Source organism: Telluria sp. ZT3P39 (assembly GCF_059685935.1).
This window is the reverse complement of the sequence record NZ_JCASIH010000011.1, coordinates 1-21,686: the sequence shown is the minus strand read 5'-3', so window position 1 is coordinate 21,686 and position 21,686 is coordinate 1. Positions and strand designations below refer to the sequence as shown.

The following is a 21,686-nucleotide window of genomic DNA, read 5'->3' as shown; positions in this document are numbered from 1 at the left end:
GATTACTGCTTCTTTTCGATGCGGCTTTTCGCCATGGCCACCGGGTCCTTCACCGTATAGTCGGATGGCACCGTGAACAGCGCCGCCGCCGGTTCCTCGCGCTTGAGGCCCTCCAGGCGCAGCACCGCGTCGCCCGCGCGCGGGTCGGTGCGCTTCTGGTAGACCACCGCCTGCAGTTCGGGCGACACCCAGGTTTCGGTGCTGACCACGATCGGGTTGCGGTTGCCGATCTCGCCGGCCGGGATCTCGTAGCTGCGGCTGCTGCCGTTGGCCTTCACGCCATTGAATTCGCGGGTGCCGAGGTCCTTGGTGCCGGCTTTAGCCGCCCATTTGTGCTCGTCCATGGCGCCGGCGATCATCGGGGCGACCCGCGCCGCGATGGCGGGCGAGGCGACCTGGGCGATGCGGATCTGGACGTCGCGGTGCTCGCCGCTGCCGCTGCGCTCGACCTGCTTGACGATCACGCGCTCGTGGGCGCCCTCGGGCAGCTTGCCTTCCTTGCGCAGTTCTTCGATGCGGGCATGGGCGGCGATGCGGGCTTCGGCGCCGGCCACGCGCGCTCTAGCGGCCGCGATACGGGCTTCGCCGGCGGCGGCGCGGGCGTGCTCGCGGGCGGCGATCACGTCGCCGGCCGGCGCCGAGATCTTGATGGCGGTCTTGTCGCTCGGGCGCAGGATATAGCGTGCGCCCGCGACCGGGTCGACGATCGTCACGCTGCGCACCTCGCCTTCGGCATTGCGCACTTCGGTGCGGGTGCGGCCGGCGCTGTCGCGGTAGCTCATGGTGCTGGTCTTGTTGACGATCTGGTTGCCGTCGCCCAGGGTCTGGATCCGCTCGGAGACCATCTCGGCGCTGTAGGGCGCATTCTTCACCAGCCTGGCGCCATGCATGTGGAAGACGGTGGCGCCACCCATGGCGTCGAGGGCGCGCAGCTCGGCCAGGTTGCCCAGCTCGACGCGGACCGCGTCGCCGGGACGGGTGACGATGCGGCGCTCGATGCGCTCGGTGCGCGGGCTGGTGTCGGCCTGCTCGCCGGTCTCGAAACCGGCTTCATTGGCCAGGGCCGGGACGAATACGCAGGCCAGCAGTGCTGCAATCAGAAGCTTCGTTGGTTTCATGGTTTCCTCTTGTGGGTAACTGTGGAGTTAGTGGGTGGAACTGAGCCGCACGGCCAGCGGGTGGCCGTCGGCGGCGACCAGCATTTCGGCGCGTACGGTATCGAGCGCGTTGCCGGGATTGACCGCAACGCCGAGCGAGGCCAGTTCGGTGCGCGGCAGCTCGGCCTCGACCAGCTGGGCATCGGGTTCGGATTCGATGCGTTCGAGCGTATCGAGGGCAACGAAGGCGCCGCCCTTGTCGATGCTGACAAACGGCTGCCCGCCCACGCTCACGGCCTGGTGCGGCGACAGCGCCAGCAGCATGGCCACCACCGTCAGCGAGCACAGTGCGCCTGCCGTGCCCCATTGGGGCAGGCTCAGGGCGTGGTACCAGCGCTTGCGCGGCGCAAACTGGCGGCCGAAGGCCTGCATCAATTCCTTCTCGACGCAGCGGGGCGCGTCGATGCCGGCCAGCTCGCTGCGCAAGGCTGCGAAGCAGGGGGCGAGGGCGGTGTTCGGGTTGTCGTGGGTGTCCATCATTTACTCCATCAATTCACGAGGCAGCTTGGCGCATGCGCGTGGAGGCGCTTGGCCAGGGCCGACCGGCCACGCGACAGGCGCGAGCGGACGGTGCCGATATCGACCTGGCAGACCGTGGCGATCTCCAGGTAGGACAGGTCGTGCAGTTCATACAGGATGACCACGTCGCGGTAATGCGCCGGCAGCAGCGCCAGCGCGCGCCGCACTTCCTCGGCCGCCTCGTTGCCCAGCAGGCGGGCCAGCGGCCCCGCGCTGTCGCAGGCCAGGTCGAAGTCGTAGTCGCCATCTTCGTCGGGTTCGGGCAGCGCGACCTGGCGCTGGCGGGACTCTTCCAGCTTCAGGATCAGGTTGCGCGCCACCCCGAACAGGAAGTGCTGCAGCTGCCCGCGCAGCGGATCGAAACCGAAGCGCTTGGTGAGCAGGCCCATGAAGGCTTCCTGCACCACGTCGGCTGCCGTCTCGCTGGAACCGCAGCGCATCAGCGCGTAGCGGAACAAGGGACCCTGGTGGCGCCGGTACAGCGCCGTAAAGGCCTCGGCGTGGCCGGCGTGTGTCTGGCGCAGCAGCTCGAAATCGGCGGCGGTGTCGGGTGGCGTGGTCATGGTCGTCATCTTTACCTTGTATTCCGATGACGGGGCGGGAAAGTTCCAGGTTTTTTGAAAATCGTGTATTCGCTCTTGGTTGACGTGATTGACTTGCTTCGTTGCTTACTTGCTTAAACGAGTTGACATAGTTGACTTGGTTGACATGGTGCGCGATTGGCGTACACTCGCTTGTAAACAGGAGGTCCTCATGTCGACAAGTGCCATTAGCAAGAAAGCGTTCGCTCCATCGGGGGGGCGGCGGTCCCAGGGCGCATCCAGGGCGCTATCGACGGGTGGAGGTGCGGTCTCGCCGAGCGCATTTTTTCCAGACAATGTTGAGCGAGCAACTGATCTTGGCGGAGGCTTACTCTTAATCAAGGTTCGTCACGTGAAGAAAAGCGGCGAAGAACTCGAGGCGCCGCAGGGAAACGAGGTTCTGCCGCCAGTGTCGCCAAGCGGATTGCGTGCAGCCTGGGTCAAGATGAGCGTTTTGCACAAAGGCACGGAATCGGACGCGCTGCAGCCTGATTCGACCGTTATTCCTGCTGCAAATCAAGCCCTCATGGCGCAGCTGGAACAACAGGAATCAGCAAGCTGGCGTGAGTTGGAGGGGGCGGGGCAACTACTGCGTTCGCCGGAATTTTGCGAGCGGCTACAGTTTTCGCGCCAGGCGCTGAGCAAGGCAGTACAGGAATACCGCATTTTTGCTCTCGATGGGCCCGGCGGCAAGCAGCTCTATCCTGCGTTCTTTACCGATCCGACAGCGCGCCGGCGCGAACTCGAAAACGTATCGAAGACGCTGGGGGGCATACCGGGATCGAGCAAGTGGACCTTCTTTACGCGCCCTAACCTGACCCTCGAGGGCCGCACTCCGCTGGAAGCGATTGCCCACGGCGATATCGACGCAGTGCTGCGGGCGGCGGCAGGCCACCGGGAGCGACTCGTTGGCCGCTAACCCGCTCTTGCCACCATCTCCGTTCTTAAGCACCGAACCCTTCCCAGGCGTCGATCTATCGCCGAAAGCATTGGTTCGTATTTCCTCTTACACGACAAACGAGCCGTTTTTCGGCAAGCATGGCGGCAATCGCTTCGATGCCCCCCATCCGGCGCCTGCCTACGGCACGAGTTACCTTGGAACGACGCTCGCCGTGGCGGTGGCCGAAACCTTGTTGCACGATCAAATGCCCATCAATGGAAGATTCAAGGTCTCGCTTGCAGACCTGAAGAGCGCAAACGTCCTGGCATTCGATGGGGACGACCTGAATCTGCTATATCTGGCCGGACCGCTGCTCAAGCGCGCCGGGGGCACCGCCGACCTGGCTGGCAGCGGGTCGTATGCCGTCACCCATCAGTGGTCGGCGGCCGTACACGCGAACCCGGCCGGCTACGACGGGATCCTGTACATGTCGCGCCATCTGAACGACGGCAAGGCTGTGGTCTTGTTCGACCGTGCTGCGACCAAGATCAGGCTCGCAGGGAGTCAAGCACTGATCTACCATTCCTTGTTTCCAGACGCGGCTCGCGCACTCGGGATTGGATCGTAGGCGTGAAGAAGTCAGCTCGCCGTGCCTTCGACAGCTAAGGCTCAGCCTTCAATCCACCCAGTTCACCCGGTCGAATTTACCCCGGAACTCATCCGGCATCGCCACGACCTGGCTGCTCTTGTAATTGAAAAACACGAACCCCGACTTGGCCATCGCAATGAGCTTGCGGTCGCGCGGACGCGTGACGCGGAAGGTGATGTCGCCGCCGTATTTGTTGAAGTCCATGACGCCGACCTCGAACAGCAGCTGGTCGCGTGCATGGGCTTCGGCGCGGTAGGTGGTGGCCAGGTCGGTGACGATGATGCCGGTGCCGTCGCGCTCGGTCTCGCCGACGCCGAACTCGAACAGGAAGCGCGCCCGCGCCTCGGAGATCATCGAGATCATCGAGTCGTTGCCGAGGTGGTTGGCGGCATTGATGTCGGTAACCCGCACCGACATCGGGGTGGAATAGTAGAACTGGTCTTCTGGGAAGTTAAGTTGTAAGCGTGCCATATTTCAATTTTAACCTCAGGCGGTCGTTCACGGCACGGCGGCACGCCCGATTTTATAGACGCTGCCGCGCGCGGTCGTGAGGTAGAGCTCGCCCACGCCATCCTGGCCGAATGAAATCACGTTGCCGATGCCCGTGATGTTCCAGTCGCGCTGCTCGGTGACGTTGCCGCCCGTGGCCAGGAAACTCTTCAGGAAGCCGCGGCAATAGTCCGAGTAGAAATAGCGCCCGGCCAGCTCGGGCATGGCGCTGCCGCGGTAGACGAAGCCGCCGGTGATCGAGCAGCCGTTGGCGTCGTTGGCGCCGTGCTCGTATTCGAAGACGGGCAGGGTGAGGCCGGTGCGGTCGCAGGTGGCGGCGTTGAAGCAGAGCGTGCCTTCCATCGTGTTCCAGCCGTAGTTCAGGCCGGCAGTGCTCGCCGCGCCGATGTTGACTTCTTCGCGCTGGTCCTGGCCAACGTCGCTCAGGTAGAGCTGGCTGCTATCGAAGCTGAAGCGCCACGGATTGCGCAAGCCCGCCGCCCAGATCTCGCCGCGGCGACCCGCCTGGTTGATGTAGGGATTGCCGGGCGGGATGGTGTAGGGCTGGGCGGCGGTGGCGGCCGCCACGTCGATGCGCAGCAGCTTGCCCAGCAGCGCATTGAGGTTCTGGCCATTGCGTTGCGGATCGCCCGCGCCGCCGCCGTCCCCGGTGCCCAGGTAGAGGAAGCCGTCCGGCCCGAAGGCGACCTGGCCGCCGAAATGGTTGGTGAAGTTCGGGTGCGGAATGCGCAGGATCACCAGGTTCGAGGTGGGGTCGGCCAGGTTGGGATTGCTGCCGGCGGTGAAGCGCTCGATCACGATGTTCTGTTGCAGGTCGGTGTAATAAAGATAGAAGTAACCGTTGCGACTGAAGGCCGGATCGAAGGCGAGCGACAGCAGGCCGCCTTCGCCGCTGGTGAAGACACGGCCGCTGATGTCGAGGAAGGGCAAGGCTAGCAGGTTGCCGTTCTGGACGATGCGCACCCGCCCGGGGCGCTCCAGTACGAACAGGCGCGTGTCGCCAAGGGGCGCGGTGAGCCAGGTGGGGTTGTCGAGGTTACTGACCACTTCGCTCAGGGCGATGTTGACCGCCGCGCCGCCATAGACGACGGTGGCGGTGACGGTGCCGCCGGCGGTGACGACGGCGCTTTGCGCAGCGGGAGCCGGCGTGTAGGTAATGCCGCCGGAGCTCACCGGCGCGGCGGCCACGCTATAGCTGCCGACGGCGAGGTTGGGCAGGGTTTGCGAGCCGATCAGGTCTTGCTGAAAATTGTTGGGGCCGGTAATGCGCACCGAGGCGTTGACACCGGCCGGCAGGCCGCTGGTGGTGATGGCCAGCGTGCCGGTGGTGGCGGCAGGCGGGGGGGTAGGGCCGGTCGTGCCGGGGCTGCCGCCTCCGCTGCCGCAGGCGGCCAGCGAAGCCACCAATGACAGAAGCAGTATCCGCAATACCATCCGCAGGTGTTCGCTCAGCATGTTGCCTCCGTGGGAGCCGCAGCACATCGTCGAGCCCCATTCTGCCAGCGAAGACAGGCGCATGCGCGCACCGCAGATCAGCGTGGCTGATGCGCGACGCTGTTACCGAAACGGCTTAGCGCGTCAGGCGATAAATCAACAATGCCGCGCGGACCGCGGAGCGTTCCAGCGAACCCAGGTCGACCGTTTCGCCCGGCGCATGCGCGCCGCTGCCGCCGGCGCCCAGGCCGTCCAGGCTGTCGATGAGCGGCGCCACGAACTGGATGTCGCCGGCGCCTCTGGCCGAGGGCGGCACCGCGCCCACCGCGCCCAGGCCGGCATCCAGGCTTGCCTGCGAATACTGCGCCAGCAGCGCCAGGTTGCCGGGCGTGACCGCCATCGGCGGATAGGAATCGCGGAAGGTAATGCTGGCGCTGGCGCCCGGCAGGCTTTGCGCGACGATCTCGCGCATGCGGGCCTGGGCGCGGTCGCGCTGGGCGTAGTCGAGGTAGCGCAGGTCGCCGCGCACGGTGACGGTATTGGCGATGACATTGGTCTTGCCCGCCGCCGTGCCCTTCGAGTTGGCTTCGTCGATGACGACGTCGGTGCCGCCGAGGATCACGCCCGGGTTGAAGGTGAGGCCGGGCTCGACCACCGCCTGGCGGAAGCCGTCGAGGATGCGCGCCGCTTCATATACCGCGCCATAGCCGCCGTTGCCGAACACCCCCTGCGAGTGGCCCTGGCGGCCGTTCACATCGAGGTCGAAGGAAGCGGTAGCGCGCCGTCCGACGGTGGCCATCGCCTGGCCGGATGCATCGGTGATCGCCCCTTCGAAACTGAGCGCGACGTCGCTGCGCTTGGCCAGTTCGACCAGGTCGCGCCGCGATACCTCTCTCGGATGGCCGGCGTTTTCCTCGTCGCCGGTGAACACCACGCTGATGTTCGTGTTGTCGAGCGCGCCCGCACGCTGCAGGGCGCGCAGGGCGGCGATCACGATCACGTTGCCGCCTTTCATGTCGCCGACGCCCTGGCCGCGCGCGCGCATGCCTTCGCGCTGCCACAGCGGGCCGGGCGCGTCCAGTTCGAAGACGGTGTCGAGGTGGCCGAGCAGCAGCAGGCGCTTGCCCTGGACCGAGGTGCCGGTCCGGTTGGCGACCAGGTGGCCGGCGCGCCCCATCTCGCGCGGCATGTCGATCCACACGGTCTTGAAGCCGAGCGCGTCGAGTTCCTGGCGGAAGACGTCGCCCACCGCGCGCACGCCGGGCAGGTTCATGGTGCCGCTGTTGATGCGCGCGCTGCGCTCGAGCAGGTCGATCGCCTGGGGCTGCCACGCCTTGATGTCGTCGGCAATGCGCTGCTCAACCGGGGACAGGCCCTGGGCGGCGTCACTCCCGCACAGCAGGGCGGTCAATACGAGGGACGAGGCAAGCTTGCGTGGCATCCGGGCATCCATTGCAATGAAGAATGCCTTACTTTACTACGGAAGGGCGAGGCGGCCGCAACCGCTCAGGGCTGGGCGGGCGCCCGGGTACGGGTCTTGGTGACGACACCCTGGGGATTGATGAGCACGACGTATTCGGCAAAGCGTCCGGCGCCGAGAGGCGCCTGGTAGACCCAGGTCTCGAAGCCGCTGTCGAACACGACGGTCTTGGTCGGGCCGAAGGCCGCCAGCAATTGCGCCCTGGTCGTGGCGCCCGGGACGACGGTTTGCTGCAGCTTTTCGCTCGACACTTGCACGCCGGGCGGCACGGGCGAGCTGGCGCAGCCGGCCAGCACGATGGCGGCAAGGACGAAAGCCGTTACCTTCATGGCGCGTCCTCCATGTAGGTGAACTCGACCAGCGTGTCGTTCGGCCAGGACGTATCCCAGATCGGCGCATAGAAGGTGCGGTCGAGCATTACCTGGCAATCGCAGTATTGCAGGTCGGTTTTGGTCTGCTCGCCGCCCGCATACATCATCTTGAAGGGCAGGGTCTCGACGCGCTCGCCCGCGCGCAGGGTCACCGCGAATACGGGACGGTCGGCGAAGAACAGGTAATTGCCATCGGGGCTGCCGCAGACCTGCTCGGGCGAACTCAAGGCATTGGTGACCCAGGCGAACAGCGGCGAACTGTTGGACACCAGCCCGGCCTCGACGCCGACCCGGCATTCCAGGCGCATGTCGCCCAGGCGCCGGGTGCCCGGGGGAAGGCCGGGGGTGGTGATGAGGGCGCGCCAGGTCATGCTGGTGGTCTTGCGGTTGGCGAGCACGGCGGCGTCTTCGCGCAGCGCGGCATCGACACGCGGCAGCACGAAACTGTTGTCGGCCGCGACCTCGACCGGGACGCTGACGCTGTCGCCGGCCACGCGCAAGGTGATGCCGCTCATGTTCACGGTGAGAGCGCGTGGCAGCAACTGGAAGCGCAGGGGCGCGTTCGGCGCCAGGGCATGCTCGCGCTCGAAGCGCTCCATGCCCTTGATCATTTTTCTATACGATTTATCGACCGGATCACGGGTGGATTGCACCGTGACGGTGGCGGCTTGGCCGGCGGCCTGGGCCGGCAAAGCGACGAGGCCGGCCAGGACAAGGGCCAGCCCCGGGAGGACGCGGGAAGGACGCCGCGTCATGGTCTTACCAGTAGCGGACGCGGCCGGTGTCGACGTGGACGAATTGCGAGTCCGCGTAGTAGCCGACGCCGCCGACCTTGGCCGACATGGCGGCGCGCTGCAGCATGCGCAGGTCCTTGCCCGGAATGCGGATGTCGATGGCTTTTGCTTCCATGTGCAGGCTGTGCTTGGCCACGCCGCCGCTCGCCGCGACCAGCTTGGCGTTCGACTCCGGCGAGCGGTAGCCCGAAATGATGTGCAGTTCCTTGTTGTTGTCCATCTTCTCGTTGACAGCGCTCAGCAGCAGCATCAGTTGCGGATCCATGTCGGCAACCTTGTTGTTGCGGTGGTCGCGCAGCACCTTGTTGATGTCCTTCAGCGCGTCCGGCACGAACTCGCCATCGGCCCAGAACACGCTGGTCAGCTTTTCGCCGGTGTGCGTGTTGTACAGGCGCAGCGTGCGTTCGCCTGGTGCGGCTGATGCAGATTTGGCAAGTGCTGGAATGCTGAGGGTGGGTGCTGCGAGGAGGATGGAGGACTTCAGGAAAGCTCGGCGTTGCATCATCGGATTGGATCCTTATGGTGGTTGCGCTCAAAGGTTAATTCTACGCCGATTGTGTTAAACCTGCTGACAAAATCGTGGAAAATGCAGCTAATACGCTACGATCTTAGTGTTTTCAACAACTTTGGGAGATTTTTCGATGACGAGTTATCAACGAATGCCGGCAAGGGGTCTCATTTCACTCGCTGCCTTGCTCGGTTTGCTATCCGTGCAGGTCATTGCGCAGGCTAATACGCAGCTTGTCGAGCCGGTGGATCAGCCGCCCGCGGCGACGGGCTGGCGTGCTGAAACGGTCGCCGACGGCCTGCCGCAACCCTGGGGCATGGCCTGGCTGGCGGACGGCCGCATGCTCGTCACCGGCAAGAAGGGCACGCTGCACCTGGTCAACGGCAAGCGCGTCGACGAGATCGCGATGGACGGCTTGCCGGCGCTGTTCGCGGGCGGCCAGGGCGGCCTGCTCGACATCGCCGTGCACCCGGCCGACAAGGGCCCGAATCCGCGCGTCTACATGACCATGGCCAGCGGCACCCAGGACGAGAACCGCACGGTGCTGGTGCAGGGCATCTTCGACGGCAAGCGCGTGCATGGCATCAAGACGATCTTCACCGCCTCGCCGTCGAAGAGCGGCGGCCAGCACTTCGGCTCGCGCATCGTTTTCCTCAAGGACGGCAGCCTGTTGATGAGCATCGGCGACGGCGGCAACCCGCCCCAGCGCGTGGGCAACATGCTGGCGCGCGACCAGGCCCAGAATCTGGGCAGCCACAACGGGTCCATCCTGCATCTCACCGCCGAGGGCAAGCCGGCCGCCGGCAATCCGCTGGCCGGCCAGCCGGGCGCGCTGCCGGAGCTGTGGAGCATCGGCCACCGCAACATCCAGGGCATGGCGGTCGACCCGCAAAGCGGGCGTGTCTGGGCCAGCGAGCACGGCCCGCGCGGCGGCGACGAAATCAACCTGGTCGAAGGCGGCAAGAACTACGGCTGGCCGCTGCAAAGCTATGGCCTGGACTACAGCAGCCGCGAGCCGATCGGCGCCAAGGTGGTGCCGGGCATGGTGCAGCCGATCGTGGTCTGGGTGCCGTCGCCGGCGCCCTCGGGCCTGGCGTATTACACCGGCAAGGCTTTCCCGGCCTGGCGCGGCAGCCTGTTCTCCGGCAGCCTGGCCGGGGAAGACATCCGCCGCGTCGCGCTCGATGCGCAGGGCAAGGTCACGCGCCAGGAAAAGCTCGCCATCGGCAAGCGCGTGCGCGACGTGCGCCAGGGACCGGATGGGCAGCTGTATGCGCTGACGGATGAGACCCGCGGCAGCCTGTTGCGGATCGTTCCACGGTAGGGTGGGCGGGTCTCCCGCCCGCGCGTTCAACGGACGTACGCGGACCACGGCGCGTGTTTGCATCGGTGATTTGAACGCGCGGCCGGCGAAGCCGGCCACCCTACGTGGAATTTGACCGATCCATGCGCCTGACATTGTTGCAATGAGAAAAGCTGCCTAGAATGCTCTTTCCATCCGACCCGGATGACCCACAGGAGGAGCAGCATGGCAGTATCCGTTCGCAATCTCAAGCTGGCCGCAGCGCTGGCGCTGGTGACCAGCATCTCCGCGGTGCAGGCCGCACCGAGCAAGCAGGCATCGATGCCTGACATCCCGATCCCCAACGTCCCGTACACCAAGTTCGTCCTCAAGAACGGCCTGACGGTGCTGGTGCACGAAGACCACAAGACCCCGGTGGTCGCGATCAACACCTGGTACCACGTCGGATCGAAGAACGAGAAGGTCGGCAAGACCGGTTTCGCCCACCTGTTCGAACACCTGATGTTCAGCGGCAGCGACAACTTCAAGAAGACCTACCTGAATGCGATGGAAGGCATCGGCGCGACGGACCTGAATGGCACCACCAACCAGGACCGCACCAACTACTTCCAGAACGTGCCGACCTCGATGCTGGACTATGCGCTGTTCGCCGAGAGCGACCGCATGGGCCACCTGCTGGGCACCGTCGACAAGAAGAAGCTCGACCTGCAGCGCGGCGTGGTGCAGAACGAAAAGCGCCAGCGCGAGAACCAGCCCTACGGCGTGGCCTACGAGCTGCTGGTGACGAACACCTATCCGGTCGGCCATCCGTATTCCTGGACCGTGATCGGCAAGATGGAAGACCTGGACGCGGCCTCGATGACGGACGTGCAGGACTGGTTCAAGACCAACTACGGCCCGAACAACACCGTGCTGGTGCTGTCCGGCGACATCACGCCGGAAGTGGCGCGCCAGAAGGTCGAGCAGTATTACGGCCATATTCCTCCGGGCCCGCCGCTGGCCAAGCATGAAGCCTGGATCGCCAAGCGCACCGGCACCCATCGCACCACGGTGCAGGATCGCGTACCGCAATCGCGCATCTATCGCACCTGGAACGTTCCGGGCGCGCACACGCCGGAAGAAGCGCAGCTCGACCTGGCGGCGGTGGTGCTGGGCGGCGGCAAGACCTCGCGCCTGTACAAGCGCCTGGTGTACAAGGACCAGCTGGCCACCAGCGCGACCGCCAGCGACGACGCGGCGGAAATCGGCGGCCAGTTCGACGTGACCATGACCGCGCGTCCCGGCGTGGACGTCGCCAGGATGGAAAGCGCGGCGGACGAAGAACTGCGCGCGCTGATGAAGAACGGCCCGACGGAAGCGGAACTGCGCCTGGCCAAGACCACCATCCTGGCCCAGTACACCCGCATGATCGAACGCGTCGGCGGCTTCGGCGGCAAGAGCGACCTGCTGGCTTCGTGCACCACCTACACCGGCAACCCGGACTGCTACAAGGTCTACCTGGAGCGCATCAAGGCCGCGACCCCGGCCACCGTCAAGAAAGCCATGAACGACTGGCTCAGCGACGGCGACTTCGTGCTGCAGGTCGATCCTTACCCGACCACCCTGGTGGCCGGCGCCGCACCGGACCGCAGCAAGGAACCGGCGCTGGGTAAACCAATGTCGCTCAAGCTGCCGGACATGCAGAAGATGACCCTGTCGAACGGCCTGAAGGTCGTGCTGGCGGAGCGCCACGATGCACCGGTGGTGAACTTCCAGATGCTGGTGGACAGCGGCTACGCGTCCGACGCGGCCGACAAGCCGGGCGTGGCCAGCCTGGCGCTGCGCATGCTGGAGGAAGGCACCAAGACCCGCAAGTCGCTGGAAATCGGCGAAGAGTTCGCGGGCCTGGGCGCGCAGTTCGGCGCCGGCACCAACCTCGACAGCGCGTTCGTCTACATGAACACGCTCAAGGCCACGCTGCCGCAGTCGCTGGCCGTGTACTCGGACCTGGTGCTGAACCCGGCCTTCCCGCAGAACGAGTTCACCCGCCTGCAGAAAGACCGCCTGGCCGCGATCCAGCGCGAGAAGACCGTACCGCAGCTGATGGCGCTGCGCGTGCTGCCGAACCTCTTGTACGGCAAGGAACACGTGTACGCCAAGCCGTTCACCGGTACCGGCACCGAGGAAGCAGTCAAGCGCATGACCCGCGACGACCTGGCCAAGTACCACGCCACCTGGTTCAAGCCGAACAACGCCACCCTGCTGGTGGTGGGCGACACCACGCTGGCCGAGATCAAGCCGCTGCTCGAGAAATCGTTCGCGGGTTGGAAAGCCGGCGAGGTGCCGAAGAAGGTGCTGGCCACCGTGGCGCCGCAGGAGAAAAGCGTGGTCTACCTGGTCGACCGTCCGGGCGCGCTGCAAAGCGTGATCGTCGGCGCCCAGCTGGCTCCGCCGCGCAACAGCCCGGAGTCGCTGCCACTGGAAATCGTCAACGACGTTTTTGGGGGCACCTTCAGCTCGCGCATCAACATGAACCTGCGTGAAGACAAGCACTGGTCGTACGGCGTGTCGAGCCAGCTGTCGCCGGCCATCGGCCAGCGTCCGTTCATGAGCGTCTCGCCGGTGCAGACCGACAAGACCCGCGAAGCGATGCAGGAACTCGTGACGGAGTACCGCAACATCGCCGGCGGCAAGCCGATCACGGCCGAGGAGTTGAAAGGCGCGCTGGACAACAACACGCTGGGCCTGCCGGGCAGCTTCGAGACCGCCGGCCAACTGACCAACGCCTATACCAACATCGTGCAGTACGGCCTGGGGGACGACTACTACAACACCTTCACCGAGAAGGCGCTGTCGCTCACGCCACAGCAAGCCAATGCGCTGGCCGCCCGCAGCTACACGCCGGACCGCCTGGTGTGGGTCGTGGTGGGTGACCTGAGCAAGATCGAGTCGGGCATCCGTTCGCTGAATATCGGCGAAGTGCGCAAGATCGATGTGGATGGGAATCCGGTCCGGTGAAATGTAGGGTGGGCGGGTCCTCCCGCCCGCGCGTTCAACCATCGTATGAAAACCACGTCGCGTGTTTGCGTACGTGATTTGAACGCGCGGCCGGCAAAGCCGGCCACCCTACGATTAATCCAAGGCTTGAAACAAGGCCGTCGCAATCTTCGCCTGCTCCGGCTGCGGCATGTCGGTGTTATTGAGCAGCACCACCGCACGCCCGTCAAGCGGATCGTAGGCCAGCAAGGTCTTGTAGCCGCCAAAGGCGCCCGTTACCCACGCAAGGGAACGGGCGCCTTTTTTCGTCGTGATGGTTTTCATGCGGCCGCCCAGCGCATAGTCTTCGGAAGCCACCTGCACGGTGGACAGCGCGCGCCGCGCCTTATCGGACAGCAGCTTGGTGAAATAGACGCTGTCGGCCAGCGCCACCAGGTCGCGCGCGGTGCTGTACAGGGTGCCGCTGGCGGCCACCATCGGCGGCGCGGTCGGGACCTTGCGCCCGCCGGCGGCGGTATAGGCCACGGCCATGCCGACCGCATCCTCGTAACCGGTGGCGCCGAAGCTGGTGTCGCGCACGCCGGCCGGCGCCAGCACCAGTTCTTCCACGACTTCGGTAAACGGCTTTTTCGTGGCGCGCTCGACGACGGCCCCGACCAGCACCCAGTTCGTCACCGAGTAATCGTAGCTGGACCCCGGCGCGGCGGCTTGGCCGGCCCCGAAACGCAGGGCGGCTTCGACCGGGCCGATCTCGAGGTTCTCGATCGCCTTGTCTTTCTTGAGGGCTTCGGACAGGCCGTTCGGGATGCCGCTCCGGTTCGACATCAGCTGGCGCAGCGTGACGGCGCCGTTCGCGGCCGGCAGCTCCGGCAGGTGGCGCGCGATCGGGGCATCCAGGTCGAGCTTGCCCATGTCGGCCAGGCGCAGCACGGTGACGGCGCTGATCCACTTGGTCATCGAGCCGATCATGAAGCGGGTGTCTTTGGTGTTGGCCTGGGCTTCCTCGCGCAGGGCCAGGCCGCCGGCGCGCGTGACCAGGGTCGAGCGGGCATCCTTGCGCACGGCGGCTACGCCGCTGTAATCCTTCGGCAGGTGGCGTTCGATCAGGGGTTCGGTGGTGACCTTGTCGATCACGGCGCAGCCGGACAATGCCAGCGCGAAGCCGGCAGGGGCGAGCAGGGAAAAACGGATACGCATGGGGTCTCCCGGTAAAGTGGCAGCTGCATTGTAACTGCCGCTTTCCGGGGACGGCGGACGCCCGGGCAGGCGTGTGCGCCGGTCAGCCCTTGCGCTGGATGTCGGCCGTGATCTCGTAGGCACGCAGGCGCGCCGCGTGGTCGAATACCTGCGAAGTGATCATCAGCTCGTCGGGCTTGGCGCGCGCGATGAAGGCGCGCAGCTGGGCTTCCACGGCTTCAGGGTCCCCGATCGCGGTGCACGAGAGCACGCTGTCGAGCATCATGCGCTCGGCCGTGCCGAGGCTCTCGAGGTAACCCGGCACGGGAGGCTGCAGCTTGCTCGGACGGCCGCTGCGCAGGTTGACGAAGGCCTGCTGCATCGAGGTCGCCAGCACCTGGGCTTCGGCGTCGGTATCGGCAGCGAACACGTTAAAACCGAGCATGACGTAAGGTTTTTCGAGCTGGGCGGACGGACGGAAGGTCGAGCGGTAGATCTCGATCGCCTGCATCATCATCTGCGGCGCGAAATGCGAGGCAAACGCATACGGCAGGCCGAGTGCGGCGGCCAGCTGGGCGCCGAACAGGCTCGAGCCGAGGATCCAGACCGGCACGTCCAGGCCCGCGCCCGGCACCGCCCGTACTTGGCGGCGCGGCGAGTCGGCGAAATAATCCATCAGCTCGACGACGTCCTGCGGGAACTCGTCGGCGTCGGACGCCAGATTGCGGCGCAGGGCGCGCGCGGTGACGTGGTCCGAGCCCGGCGCGCGGCCCAGGCCCAGGTCGATGCGTCCCGGGAACAGCGATTCGAGCGTGCCGAATTGTTCGGCAATCACCAGCGGCGAATGGTTGGGCAGCATGATGCCGCCGGCGCCGACCCGGATGGTCGAGGTGCCGGCCGCCACATGCCCGATCAGCACCGCGGTGGCGGCACTGGCGATGCCCGGCATGCCGTGGTGTTCGGCCAGCCAGAAGCGGTTGTAGCCCCAACGCTCGCCATGTTGGGCGAGGTCTAGTGACCGGTGGAAAGATGTTGCCGCATCGCTGCCTTCTGCGATCGGCGAGAGGTCGAGTATCGAGAATGGAATCATTCATCGATGATACGCCGATGCGGTTTTTCGCGTACGCGATGGCCCAGAACGCTTGTCACTGCCTGGTGTTCTGTAAAGATTGACCCGAGGCGGACACGTCCTTATGATCAAGCGCGCTGCCCCTTCATTCATTCCCTGCCCATGTCCAGATTCCTGAATTCGCCATGCCGCCGCACGACCCTGCTTGCCGTCCTCTGCGCCGCCCTGTTGGCCAGCGGTTGCGCGCACCTGCCTGGGACGGACAGCGCCGCGATTGGCGCTGAGGCCGGGTTCGACGCCAGGCCGCTGGCGGAGCTGGAGCGCGCCATCCTGGACCATATCGCCGCCCGCAAGTTGCCGGGCGCCGTGTTTCATCTCGAACGCGCGGGCGCGGTGGTCGAAAAGGGGTTTGGAAGCTACACCTACAACTCCGGCGCCACCAAGGTAGCGCCCGATACGGTGTTCGACGCGGCTTCCTTGAGCAAGGTGCTCTCGACCGCTCCCTCGGTGCTGATCCTGGCCGAAGACGGCAAGCTCGCACTCGATGCGCCGCTGGTGCGCTATTTCCCCGAATGCGCGAACGGCGGCAAGGACGCGATCACTGTGCGCCAGCTGCTGGCGCATGCTTCCGGGCTGCCGGCGGGCTTGCCGGCCACACCCGCCTGGAAAGGCGGGGAAGCGGCGCATGCCCTGGCCTGCGCGCAAGCGGTGACGCATGCGCCGGGCAGCTTCTTCCGCTATTCGGACATCAATTACATCCTGCTCGGCCAGCTGGTGGAACGCGTGGCCGGCATGCCGCTCGACCAGTTCGCCCAGCAGCGCATCTTCAGGCCGCTGGGCATGAGCGACACCGGCTACCTGCCGCTGGCGCGCATGCCGGCGGGGCGGATCGCGCCGACCCAGCGCGCGCCGCTCGAAGGCGACGCCGCCCTGCATGGCGACCTTGGGCCGGGCCAGCTGCTGCAAGGCGCCGTGCACGACCCGACCGTGCGGCGTATGGGCGGCGTGGCCGGTTCCGCCGGCGTGTTTTCCACCGCGCGCGACGTGGCGCGTTTTGCCCGCATGCTGCTGGGCAGGGGGGAGCTGGACGGCGTGCGCGTGCTGTCGACGGAGAGCGTGCGCCTGCTCACCACCGCGCAGTCGCCGCCCGGGCTGGCCATGCGCGGCCTGGGCATGGACATCGACTCGCCTTACGCACAGCGTCCGCGCGGCACGCTGTTCCCGGTCGGCTCCTACGGGCATACCGGCTTCACCGGCTGCATCCTGTGGATCGATCCGCAGTCGCGCAGTTTCTACGTCTTCCTGTCCAATCGTGTCTATCCTGACGATAAAAGCAATGTGCTGGCGCTGTACACCCAGCTCGGCACGCTGTCGGCGCAGGCCGCGCGCGTGGCGGCGCCTGCCATAGCCGCGACCCGGCATTGACCGGCCTTGCTTATTTTTCCAGCAGGCTACCGTGCGCCTGCCGGTGTCGGCCATCTCTACACTCGGACGCCTATGCAATATCTCATTGATATTGTTGAGCTTTTCGCCCGAAGATAATTTTAGGAGATCGACATGAAGATGAATAAGCTACTGAAAGGCCTGTTGGGTGCTTCCGTCGCCGCCGCCATGTTCGGCGCCACCACCGTCCATGCGCAATCGACCAACACGGCCGGCCAGACCGGCGCCACCTCCAGCACCGGCACCACCGCCGGCACCAGCCAGAGCGGCAGCATGCACGATCAAAGCAGCGGCAGCTCCTCGGCCAGCGCCATGGGCAGCTCGCACAAGCAGGGCAAGAAACACGGCAAGAAGGGCAAGCACCATGACGCGGCCCACGGCGCCGGCACCGGCAGCATGAGCGGCTCGAGCATGAGTGGCGCCACCAGCGGCGACACCGGCGCGGCAAGCAGCGCGAGCGGCAGCACCGGTTCGATGGGCGCCACCGGCTCCAGCGGCCAGACCGAGTCGGGCAGCATGGGTGTCGAGGCAGGCCGCACCAGCACCGGCGCCTCTAGCGAGCCGCCAACCCGCTCGAGCACCAGCGGCTCCACCGGTACGTCAGGCACGACCGGCACGGGCACCAACACCGGCGGCACCGGCCGCGGCTACTGATCCGCCAAGGACTCCTGTTCTCCCCCTGCGCGGCCATGTGGCCGCGTCCGACACCAGCCTGCGGGCTGGTGTCCTCGTTTACACGGCCGGACAGGCCTCCAGCGCGCCCTCAGCGGGCATTGCGCCCCCGGATGCCGGCGCGCGGCGAACGCGGAAGCGGGCTGCCGTCCGCCAGTTCGATTTTCTCGAGCGGTTCGGGCGCCGGCCCATGCAGCACGGTGCCCTCGATGTCGAAGCGCGAGGCGTGGCAGGGGCAGTCCCAGGAGCGCTCGGCCGAATTCCAGTGTACGGCGCAGCCCAGGTGGGTGCACTTGGCCGACACCGCGTGCAGAGCGCCCTGGGCGTCGCGGTAGACCGCGATCTTGCGCAGGCCGTCGCGCACCACCGCGCCTTCGCCGGCGGCGATCTCCTGTACCGAATCGACGTCGCCCCCGGTCAGCCATTCGCCGTAGCGCGCCAGGGTATTGGCCTGCTCCGAGGCGAAATCGGCCAGGCCGTGCACCGGTTTGCGCGACGGGTCGTACAGCGCCCGCCAGGGATTGTCGCGGCCGCCGATCAGGTCGGCGATCAGCATGGCGCCGATGGTGCAATGGGTCATGCCATTGCCCGAGTCGCCGGTGATCAGGTAGACGTTGTCGTCGTCCATCGGGTTGCGGCCGAGGTAGGGCAGGCCGTCGGACGGCTCCATCACCTCGCCCGACCAGCGATAGGCGACCGCCTGCGCCTGGGGGAAGTGCTCGCGCGCCCAGCGCTCGATCTCGTCGTAGCGGTGTTCGGGGTGATCGTCCTGCCCGGTCTTGTGGTCGGCCCCGCCGACGATCAGGATGTCGTGCTCCGCGCCGGCGGGCGACTCCAGGCGCACGTAGTAATACGGGTCGCCCGTATCCCACAGCAGGAGGCGCGGCAGCGACCCGCGTGCTACCCGCAGGCCCACCACATAGGTGCGGTAGCCGGCCTGCTTGGTGTGCATCACCACGCGGTCGTTGAAGGGCGTGTGCGTGGCCAGCACCACGGCGCGTGCACGGATGTCGCCGCGGTCGGTGCTCACGGTTTGCTGTTGCTGGTCGCCGCGCACCTGGTGCGCGTGGGTGGCGCCATGCACGCTGCCGCCCAGGCGCTCGATGGCGCGCGCCAGGCCGGCCAGGTAGTTCAGCGGATGGAACTGGGCCTGGCCCTTGTATCGCACGGCGGGGCCGGAATCGAAGGGCAGACCGGGCACGCAGGTCAGCAGTTCGACCGCGACGCCGGCGCGCCTTGCGCAGTTGTATTCCTTCTCGAGGTCGCGCAAGCCGTTGGCGGGCCGGGCGTACAGGTAGCCGTCGAGGCGTTCGAATCCGCAGTCGATGTTTTCTTCGGCGGCGATCGATTCCACCAGGGTGATCGCGCGCGCATGAGCGTCGGCCACCAGCCTCGCATTGCCGGCGCCGAACTTGTCCTCGATGGTGGCATACCACTCGTCGGGCGGGAACAGGTGGGCCGTGGTGCGGCCGGTTTCGCCGGCGCCGATGCCGAGCGCATCGATCACGGCCACCTTGCGTCCCTCCCTGGCCAGCAGGTAGGCGGTAGTCAAGCCGGCGATGCCGGCGCCGACGATGCAGACCTCGGTATCGAGTTCGCCCGGCAGCGGAGGATAGGTGGGCAGGTCGGCGGTGTCCAGCCATACCGAGAGCGAAGCGCCGTTCGTCGTAGCAGGCATGTCGTCATCCTTTCTGTGCAGGGCGATGAGTCCTTGGCACAGTCTACCGGGCGCCAAAAAAGCCCGTAGCACGATGCCGGGCAGGACGAGCAGGCTCAGCAGAGCGTGCCCGGCGAGCCCGTTTGTGGCAGGCTTGCACCAGCATTATCGAAATTGACGACCAGACGGTTTCCCGAGGATGTTGTGGCGTAGAATTAATTCATATTACCCACAGGAACTATCGCGATGAACAAAGCTACCGGTCCGGTACAGGCGTTTCCGCCCAGCGCCATGAAGCTTTCCGAACTCATCGGAGCCCTGAGCTACGCGCTCGACATCACCGAAGGCCAGCCGGACGGCCATTGCGTCCGCTGCTGCTGGATCGGCATGCACATCGGCCAAGCCATCGGCCTGCCCGAAGAAGCACTGTGGGAACTGTATTACACCCTGCTGCTCAAGGACCTGGGCTGCAGCAGCAACGCGGCGCGCATCTGCGAGCTCTATCTCACCGACGACCTGGACTTCAAGCGCGACTTCAAGCTTGTGGGCGACAGCCTGCCGCAGGTGCTCTCTTTCGTGCTGACCCACACCGGCCTGAAGGCCGGCCTGGCCGAGCGCTTCCGCAGCGTGATGACCATCCTGCGCGACGGCCCGGGCATCGCGCAGGGCCTGATCGCCACGCGCTGCCAGCGCGGCGCCGAGATCGCGCGCCTGCTGCGTTTTTCCGAAGGAGTCGCCGCCGGCGTCTATTCGCTCGACGAGCATTTCAACGGCAAGGGCAAGCCCGCGGGCCTGGCGGGCGAGGCCATCCCGATGTACGCGCGCATCGCGCTGCTGGCCCAGGTGATCGACGTGTTCAACACCGCGTCGGGACGCGACAGCGCCATGAAGGAAGTGCGCAACCGCGCCGGCACCTGGTTCGACCCGCGCCTGGTGGCGGCCTTCGAGCAGGTGGCGGCCGCCCCGGCCTTCTGGGACATGCTGGCATCGACGAGCGTCGACCAGGCCGTGTTCGCGCTGGAGCCGGCCGGCCGCGAAGTGCCGCTCGACGACGACTACCTCGACGACATCGCCACCGCCTTCGGCCAGGTAGTGGACGCCAAGAGCCCCTATACCAGCGGCCACAGCGCGCGCGTGGCGCTGTACACCGACCTGATCGCGGAAGAGCTGGGGATGGGCGCGCAGCAGCGCCGCTGGCTCAAGCGCGGCGCGCTGCTGCACGACGTCGGCAAGCTGGGGGTGAGCAACAGCGTGCTCGACAAGGCAGGCTCGCTCGACCGCGAAGAATGGGCCGCGGTCCGGCAGCACGCCGAATACACCGAGACGATCCTCGGCCGTATCCACGCGTTTGCGGGCCTGGCGAAGATCGCGGGCGCGCACCACGAGCGCCTGGATGGCACCGGCTATCCGCGCGGCCTGAGCGGCGACGAGATCGGCATCGAGACCCGCATCATCACCACTGCCGACATCTTCGACGCCATCACCGCCGAGCGTCCCTACCGCGGCGCAATTCCGGTGCCGCAGGCCCTGGAGATGATGGAAAAGACCGTCGGCAGCGCGCTTGATGCGGACTGCTTCGCCGCGTTGAAAAAAGCGATGGCGCGCCTGCCCATGGCGGCTGCGGCCTGACGGCGCTGCGCCGCGGACCGCCGCAGCCGGTCCGCGGTTTGCTATGCTAGCGGCTTTACGGCGGCCGGCAGCGTGCGGGCCGGCATTCGAAGGAGCAAGAATATGGTGTCGCTGGCGGAGCAGTTGCTGAAAGCAGGTCTGGTGGACAAGAAGAAGGTCCAAAAAGTCACTCAAGACAAGACCAAGCAGAAAAAAATTGAGCGCCGTACCGGCACCGAATCGGTCAACGAATCGCGCGAGGCCGCGCTCGAACTGCAGCGCAAGAATGCCGAGCGGGCGCGGGAACTCAATGCGCAGCGCGACGCCGCCGCCCAGCAAAAGGCCGTAGCGGCGCAGATCGCCCAGCTGGTGCACACCAACCGCCAGCCGCGCGGCGCCGGCGACATCGCCTACAACTTCACCCACGGCACCAAGATCGAGCGCATCCACGTCTCGGCGGCCGTGCAGAAACACCTGGTGGCCGGCCGCCTGGCAATCGTGTTCCTGAACGGGACCTATGAGCTGGTGCCGAAGGTGATCGCCGCCAAGATCGCCGAGCGCGATCCGGCCATCGTGATCCAGGTAAAACAGTCTGCCGTCGAAGCCGATGTCGACGATCCGTATGCCGATTACCAGATCCCGGACGACTTCACCTGGTAAGCAAGCCCGCCTTGCCGCCTCCGCGACGCCACCTTCGGGTGGCTTTTTCTTTGCCTGAACAACCGACTTCAGGGTCAGGTCTGACATTCGGACACGAGCCCAGCCATACCACAGATGAGCCTGTGTCCGAATGTCAGACCTGACCCTGACCCTTCCCCTCAAATTCTCACCTCCTGCACCAAGGTAATCAGTTCAATAAGGGCGGTCTCGAACGCGTGTGGAGGTAATCGAGGTCGCGT

At 66.1% G+C, this 21,686-nt stretch carries 20 protein-coding genes; 8 read left to right on the top strand and 12 right to left on the bottom strand.

The features are described 5' to 3' along the window. Positions 1–2 precede the first annotated feature (2 nt). Genes AC56LR_RS12565 through AC56LR_RS12555 form a run of 3 tightly spaced genes read right to left on the bottom strand, consistent with a single transcriptional unit; the run spans position 3 to position 2,248 of the window. Positions 3–1,118 carry a hypothetical protein gene (locus AC56LR_RS12565; protein WP_497130761.1) on the bottom strand — a complete coding sequence of 372 codons (1,116 nt, stop codon included), beginning with the start codon at positions 1,116–1,118 and terminating at the stop codon, positions 3–5. A gap of 27 nt (positions 1,119–1,145) precedes the next feature. Beyond that, entirely contained in the window at positions 1,146–1,637 is a 492-nt protein-coding gene (locus AC56LR_RS12560) for a hypothetical protein (RefSeq protein WP_497130759.1), read from the bottom strand. 8 nt (positions 1,638–1,645) lie between these two features. Next, positions 1,646–2,248: an RNA polymerase sigma factor gene (locus AC56LR_RS12555; RefSeq protein WP_497130757.1), complete on the bottom strand. Its 603-nt coding sequence runs from the start codon at positions 2,246–2,248 to the stop codon at positions 1,646–1,648. A 361-nt stretch (positions 2,249–2,609) separates the two neighbouring features. On the opposite strand from AC56LR_RS12555, the gene AC56LR_RS12550 reads away from it, so the two are divergent. Both AC56LR_RS12550 and AC56LR_RS12545 read left to right on the top strand, forming a co-directional pair. Then, positions 2,610–3,176, top strand: coding sequence for a hypothetical protein (locus tag AC56LR_RS12550; protein ID WP_497130756.1), 567 nt, complete (start codon positions 2,610–2,612; stop codon positions 3,174–3,176). Further along, positions 3,166–3,765: an RES family NAD+ phosphorylase gene (locus AC56LR_RS12545; protein WP_497130754.1), complete on the top strand. Its 600-nt coding sequence runs from the start codon at positions 3,166–3,168 to the stop codon at positions 3,763–3,765. Before AC56LR_RS12550 ends, AC56LR_RS12545 begins: the two co-directional genes overlap by 11 nt. A 48-nt stretch (positions 3,766–3,813) precedes the next feature. On the opposite strand, the gene AC56LR_RS12540 is transcribed toward AC56LR_RS12545, so the two are convergent. The 6 genes from AC56LR_RS12540 to mepK all read right to left on the bottom strand — a co-directional run bounded on the left by AC56LR_RS12540 (position 3,814) and on the right by mepK (position 8,880). Next, a complete protein-coding gene (locus AC56LR_RS12540; protein WP_497130752.1) occupies positions 3,814–4,257 on the bottom strand; it encodes a thioesterase family protein in 444 nt (147 codons plus the stop codon). A 27-nt stretch (positions 4,258–4,284) separates the two neighbouring features. Further along, a complete protein-coding gene (locus tag AC56LR_RS12535; protein ID WP_497130750.1) occupies positions 4,285–5,751 on the bottom strand; it encodes a PQQ-dependent sugar dehydrogenase in 1,467 nt (488 codons plus the stop codon). A gap of 115 nt (positions 5,752–5,866) precedes the next feature. Next, positions 5,867–7,171: a M20/M25/M40 family metallo-hydrolase gene (locus AC56LR_RS12530; RefSeq protein WP_497130749.1), complete on the bottom strand. Its 1,305-nt coding sequence runs from the start codon at positions 7,169–7,171 to the stop codon at positions 5,867–5,869. A 65-nt stretch (positions 7,172–7,236) separates the two neighbouring features. Beyond that, positions 7,237–7,539, bottom strand: a complete 303-nt coding sequence (locus tag AC56LR_RS12525; RefSeq protein WP_497130747.1) for a hypothetical protein — start codon at positions 7,537–7,539, stop codon at positions 7,237–7,239. Further along, a complete protein-coding gene (locus AC56LR_RS12520; RefSeq protein WP_497130746.1) occupies positions 7,536–8,336 on the bottom strand; it encodes a hypothetical protein in 801 nt (266 codons plus the stop codon). Before AC56LR_RS12520 ends, AC56LR_RS12525 begins: the two co-directional genes overlap by 4 nt. A 4-nt stretch (positions 8,337–8,340) precedes the next feature. After that, positions 8,341–8,880 carry a peptidoglycan L,D-endopeptidase MepK gene (mepK, locus tag AC56LR_RS12515; protein WP_497130744.1) on the bottom strand — a complete coding sequence of 180 codons (540 nt, stop codon included), beginning with the start codon at positions 8,878–8,880 and terminating at the stop codon, positions 8,341–8,343. Positions 8,881–9,127: 247 nt separating this feature from the next. Between mepK and AC56LR_RS12510 the strand changes: the two genes are divergently transcribed. Further along, complete coding sequence (locus tag AC56LR_RS12510; protein WP_497130742.1) at positions 9,128–10,207, top strand: PQQ-dependent sugar dehydrogenase; 1,080 nt, start codon at positions 9,128–9,130, stop codon at positions 10,205–10,207. A gap of 204 nt (positions 10,208–10,411) precedes the next feature. After that, the gene (locus tag AC56LR_RS12505) at positions 10,412–13,183 is read left to right on the top strand and encodes a M16 family metallopeptidase (RefSeq protein ID WP_497130741.1); all 2,772 of its coding nucleotides are present in this window, start codon (positions 10,412–10,414) and stop codon (positions 13,181–13,183) included. Positions 13,184–13,297: 114 nt separating this feature from the next. Here the strand turns inward: AC56LR_RS12505 and AC56LR_RS12500 are convergent, their stop codons facing one another. Further along, the gene (locus AC56LR_RS12500; RefSeq protein WP_497130739.1) at positions 13,298–14,359 is read right to left on the bottom strand and encodes a serine hydrolase domain-containing protein; all 1,062 of its coding nucleotides are present in this window, start codon (positions 14,357–14,359) and stop codon (positions 13,298–13,300) included. A gap of 82 nt (positions 14,360–14,441) precedes the next feature. Beyond that, positions 14,442–15,428, bottom strand: a complete 987-nt coding sequence (locus tag AC56LR_RS12495) for an LLM class flavin-dependent oxidoreductase (RefSeq protein WP_497130737.1) — start codon at positions 15,426–15,428, stop codon at positions 14,442–14,444. Between the two features lie 141 nt (positions 15,429–15,569). Here AC56LR_RS12495 and AC56LR_RS12490 point away from each other — a divergent pair, with 141 nt between their 5' ends. Beyond that, complete coding sequence (locus tag AC56LR_RS12490) at positions 15,570–16,832, top strand: serine hydrolase domain-containing protein (RefSeq protein ID WP_497130735.1); 1,263 nt, start codon at positions 15,570–15,572, stop codon at positions 16,830–16,832. A gap of 132 nt (positions 16,833–16,964) precedes the next feature. After that, a complete protein-coding gene (locus tag AC56LR_RS12485; RefSeq protein ID WP_497130733.1) occupies positions 16,965–17,504 on the top strand; it encodes a hypothetical protein in 540 nt (179 codons plus the stop codon). Positions 17,505–17,613: 109 nt separating this feature from the next. On the opposite strand, the gene AC56LR_RS12480 is transcribed toward AC56LR_RS12485, so the two are convergent. Beyond that, positions 17,614–19,200 (bottom strand): FAD-dependent oxidoreductase, encoded by a 1,587-nt coding sequence (locus tag AC56LR_RS12480; RefSeq protein WP_497130731.1) that lies wholly within the window; start codon positions 19,198–19,200, stop codon positions 17,614–17,616. Positions 19,201–19,425: 225 nt separating this feature from the next. On the opposite strand from AC56LR_RS12480, the gene AC56LR_RS12475 reads away from it, so the two are divergent. Continuing rightward, positions 19,426–20,808: an HD-GYP domain-containing protein gene (locus tag AC56LR_RS12475; RefSeq protein ID WP_497130729.1), complete on the top strand. Its 1,383-nt coding sequence runs from the start codon at positions 19,426–19,428 to the stop codon at positions 20,806–20,808. Positions 20,809–20,910: 102 nt separating this feature from the next. Further along, on the top strand, positions 20,911–21,447 hold the full coding sequence (locus AC56LR_RS12470) for a DUF2058 domain-containing protein (protein WP_497130727.1): 537 nt from the start codon (positions 20,911–20,913) through the stop codon (positions 21,445–21,447). The last annotated feature ends 239 nt before the right edge of the window (positions 21,448–21,686 follow it).

Coding starts and splice junctions, on each gene's coding strand:
- AC56LR_RS12565 (WP_497130761.1), bottom strand. CDS start 1,118: ATGAAACCAACGAAGCTTCTGATTGCAGCACTGCTGGCCTGCGTATTC.
- AC56LR_RS12560 (WP_497130759.1), bottom strand. CDS start 1,637: ATGATGGACACCCACGACAACCCGAACACCGCCCTCGCCCCCTGCTTC.
- AC56LR_RS12555 (WP_497130757.1), bottom strand. CDS start 2,248: ATGACGACCATGACCACGCCACCCGACACCGCCGCCGATTTCGAGCTG.
- AC56LR_RS12540 (WP_497130752.1), bottom strand. CDS start 4,257: ATGGCACGCTTACAACTTAACTTCCCAGAAGACCAGTTCTACTATTCC.
- AC56LR_RS12535 (WP_497130750.1), bottom strand. CDS start 5,751: ATGCTGAGCGAACACCTGCGGATGGTATTGCGGATACTGCTTCTGTCA.
- AC56LR_RS12530 (WP_497130749.1), bottom strand. CDS start 7,171: ATGCCACGCAAGCTTGCCTCGTCCCTCGTATTGACCGCCCTGCTGTGC.
- AC56LR_RS12525 (WP_497130747.1), bottom strand. CDS start 7,539: ATGAAGGTAACGGCTTTCGTCCTTGCCGCCATCGTGCTGGCCGGCTGC.
- AC56LR_RS12520 (WP_497130746.1), bottom strand. CDS start 8,336: ATGACGCGGCGTCCTTCCCGCGTCCTCCCGGGGCTGGCCCTTGTCCTG.
- mepK (WP_497130744.1), bottom strand. CDS start 8,880: ATGATGCAACGCCGAGCTTTCCTGAAGTCCTCCATCCTCCTCGCAGCA.
- AC56LR_RS12505 (WP_497130741.1), top strand. CDS start 10,412: ATGGCAGTATCCGTTCGCAATCTCAAGCTGGCCGCAGCGCTGGCGCTG.
- AC56LR_RS12500 (WP_497130739.1), bottom strand. CDS start 14,359: ATGCGTATCCGTTTTTCCCTGCTCGCCCCTGCCGGCTTCGCGCTGGCA.
- AC56LR_RS12495 (WP_497130737.1), bottom strand. CDS start 15,428: ATGATTCCATTCTCGATACTCGACCTCTCGCCGATCGCAGAAGGCAGC.
- AC56LR_RS12490 (WP_497130735.1), top strand. CDS start 15,570: ATGTCCAGATTCCTGAATTCGCCATGCCGCCGCACGACCCTGCTTGCC.
- AC56LR_RS12485 (WP_497130733.1), top strand. CDS start 16,965: ATGAAGATGAATAAGCTACTGAAAGGCCTGTTGGGTGCTTCCGTCGCC.
- AC56LR_RS12480 (WP_497130731.1), bottom strand. CDS start 19,200: ATGCCTGCTACGACGAACGGCGCTTCGCTCTCGGTATGGCTGGACACC.
- AC56LR_RS12475 (WP_497130729.1), top strand. CDS start 19,426: ATGAACAAAGCTACCGGTCCGGTACAGGCGTTTCCGCCCAGCGCCATG.
- AC56LR_RS12470 (WP_497130727.1), top strand. CDS start 20,911: ATGGTGTCGCTGGCGGAGCAGTTGCTGAAAGCAGGTCTGGTGGACAAG.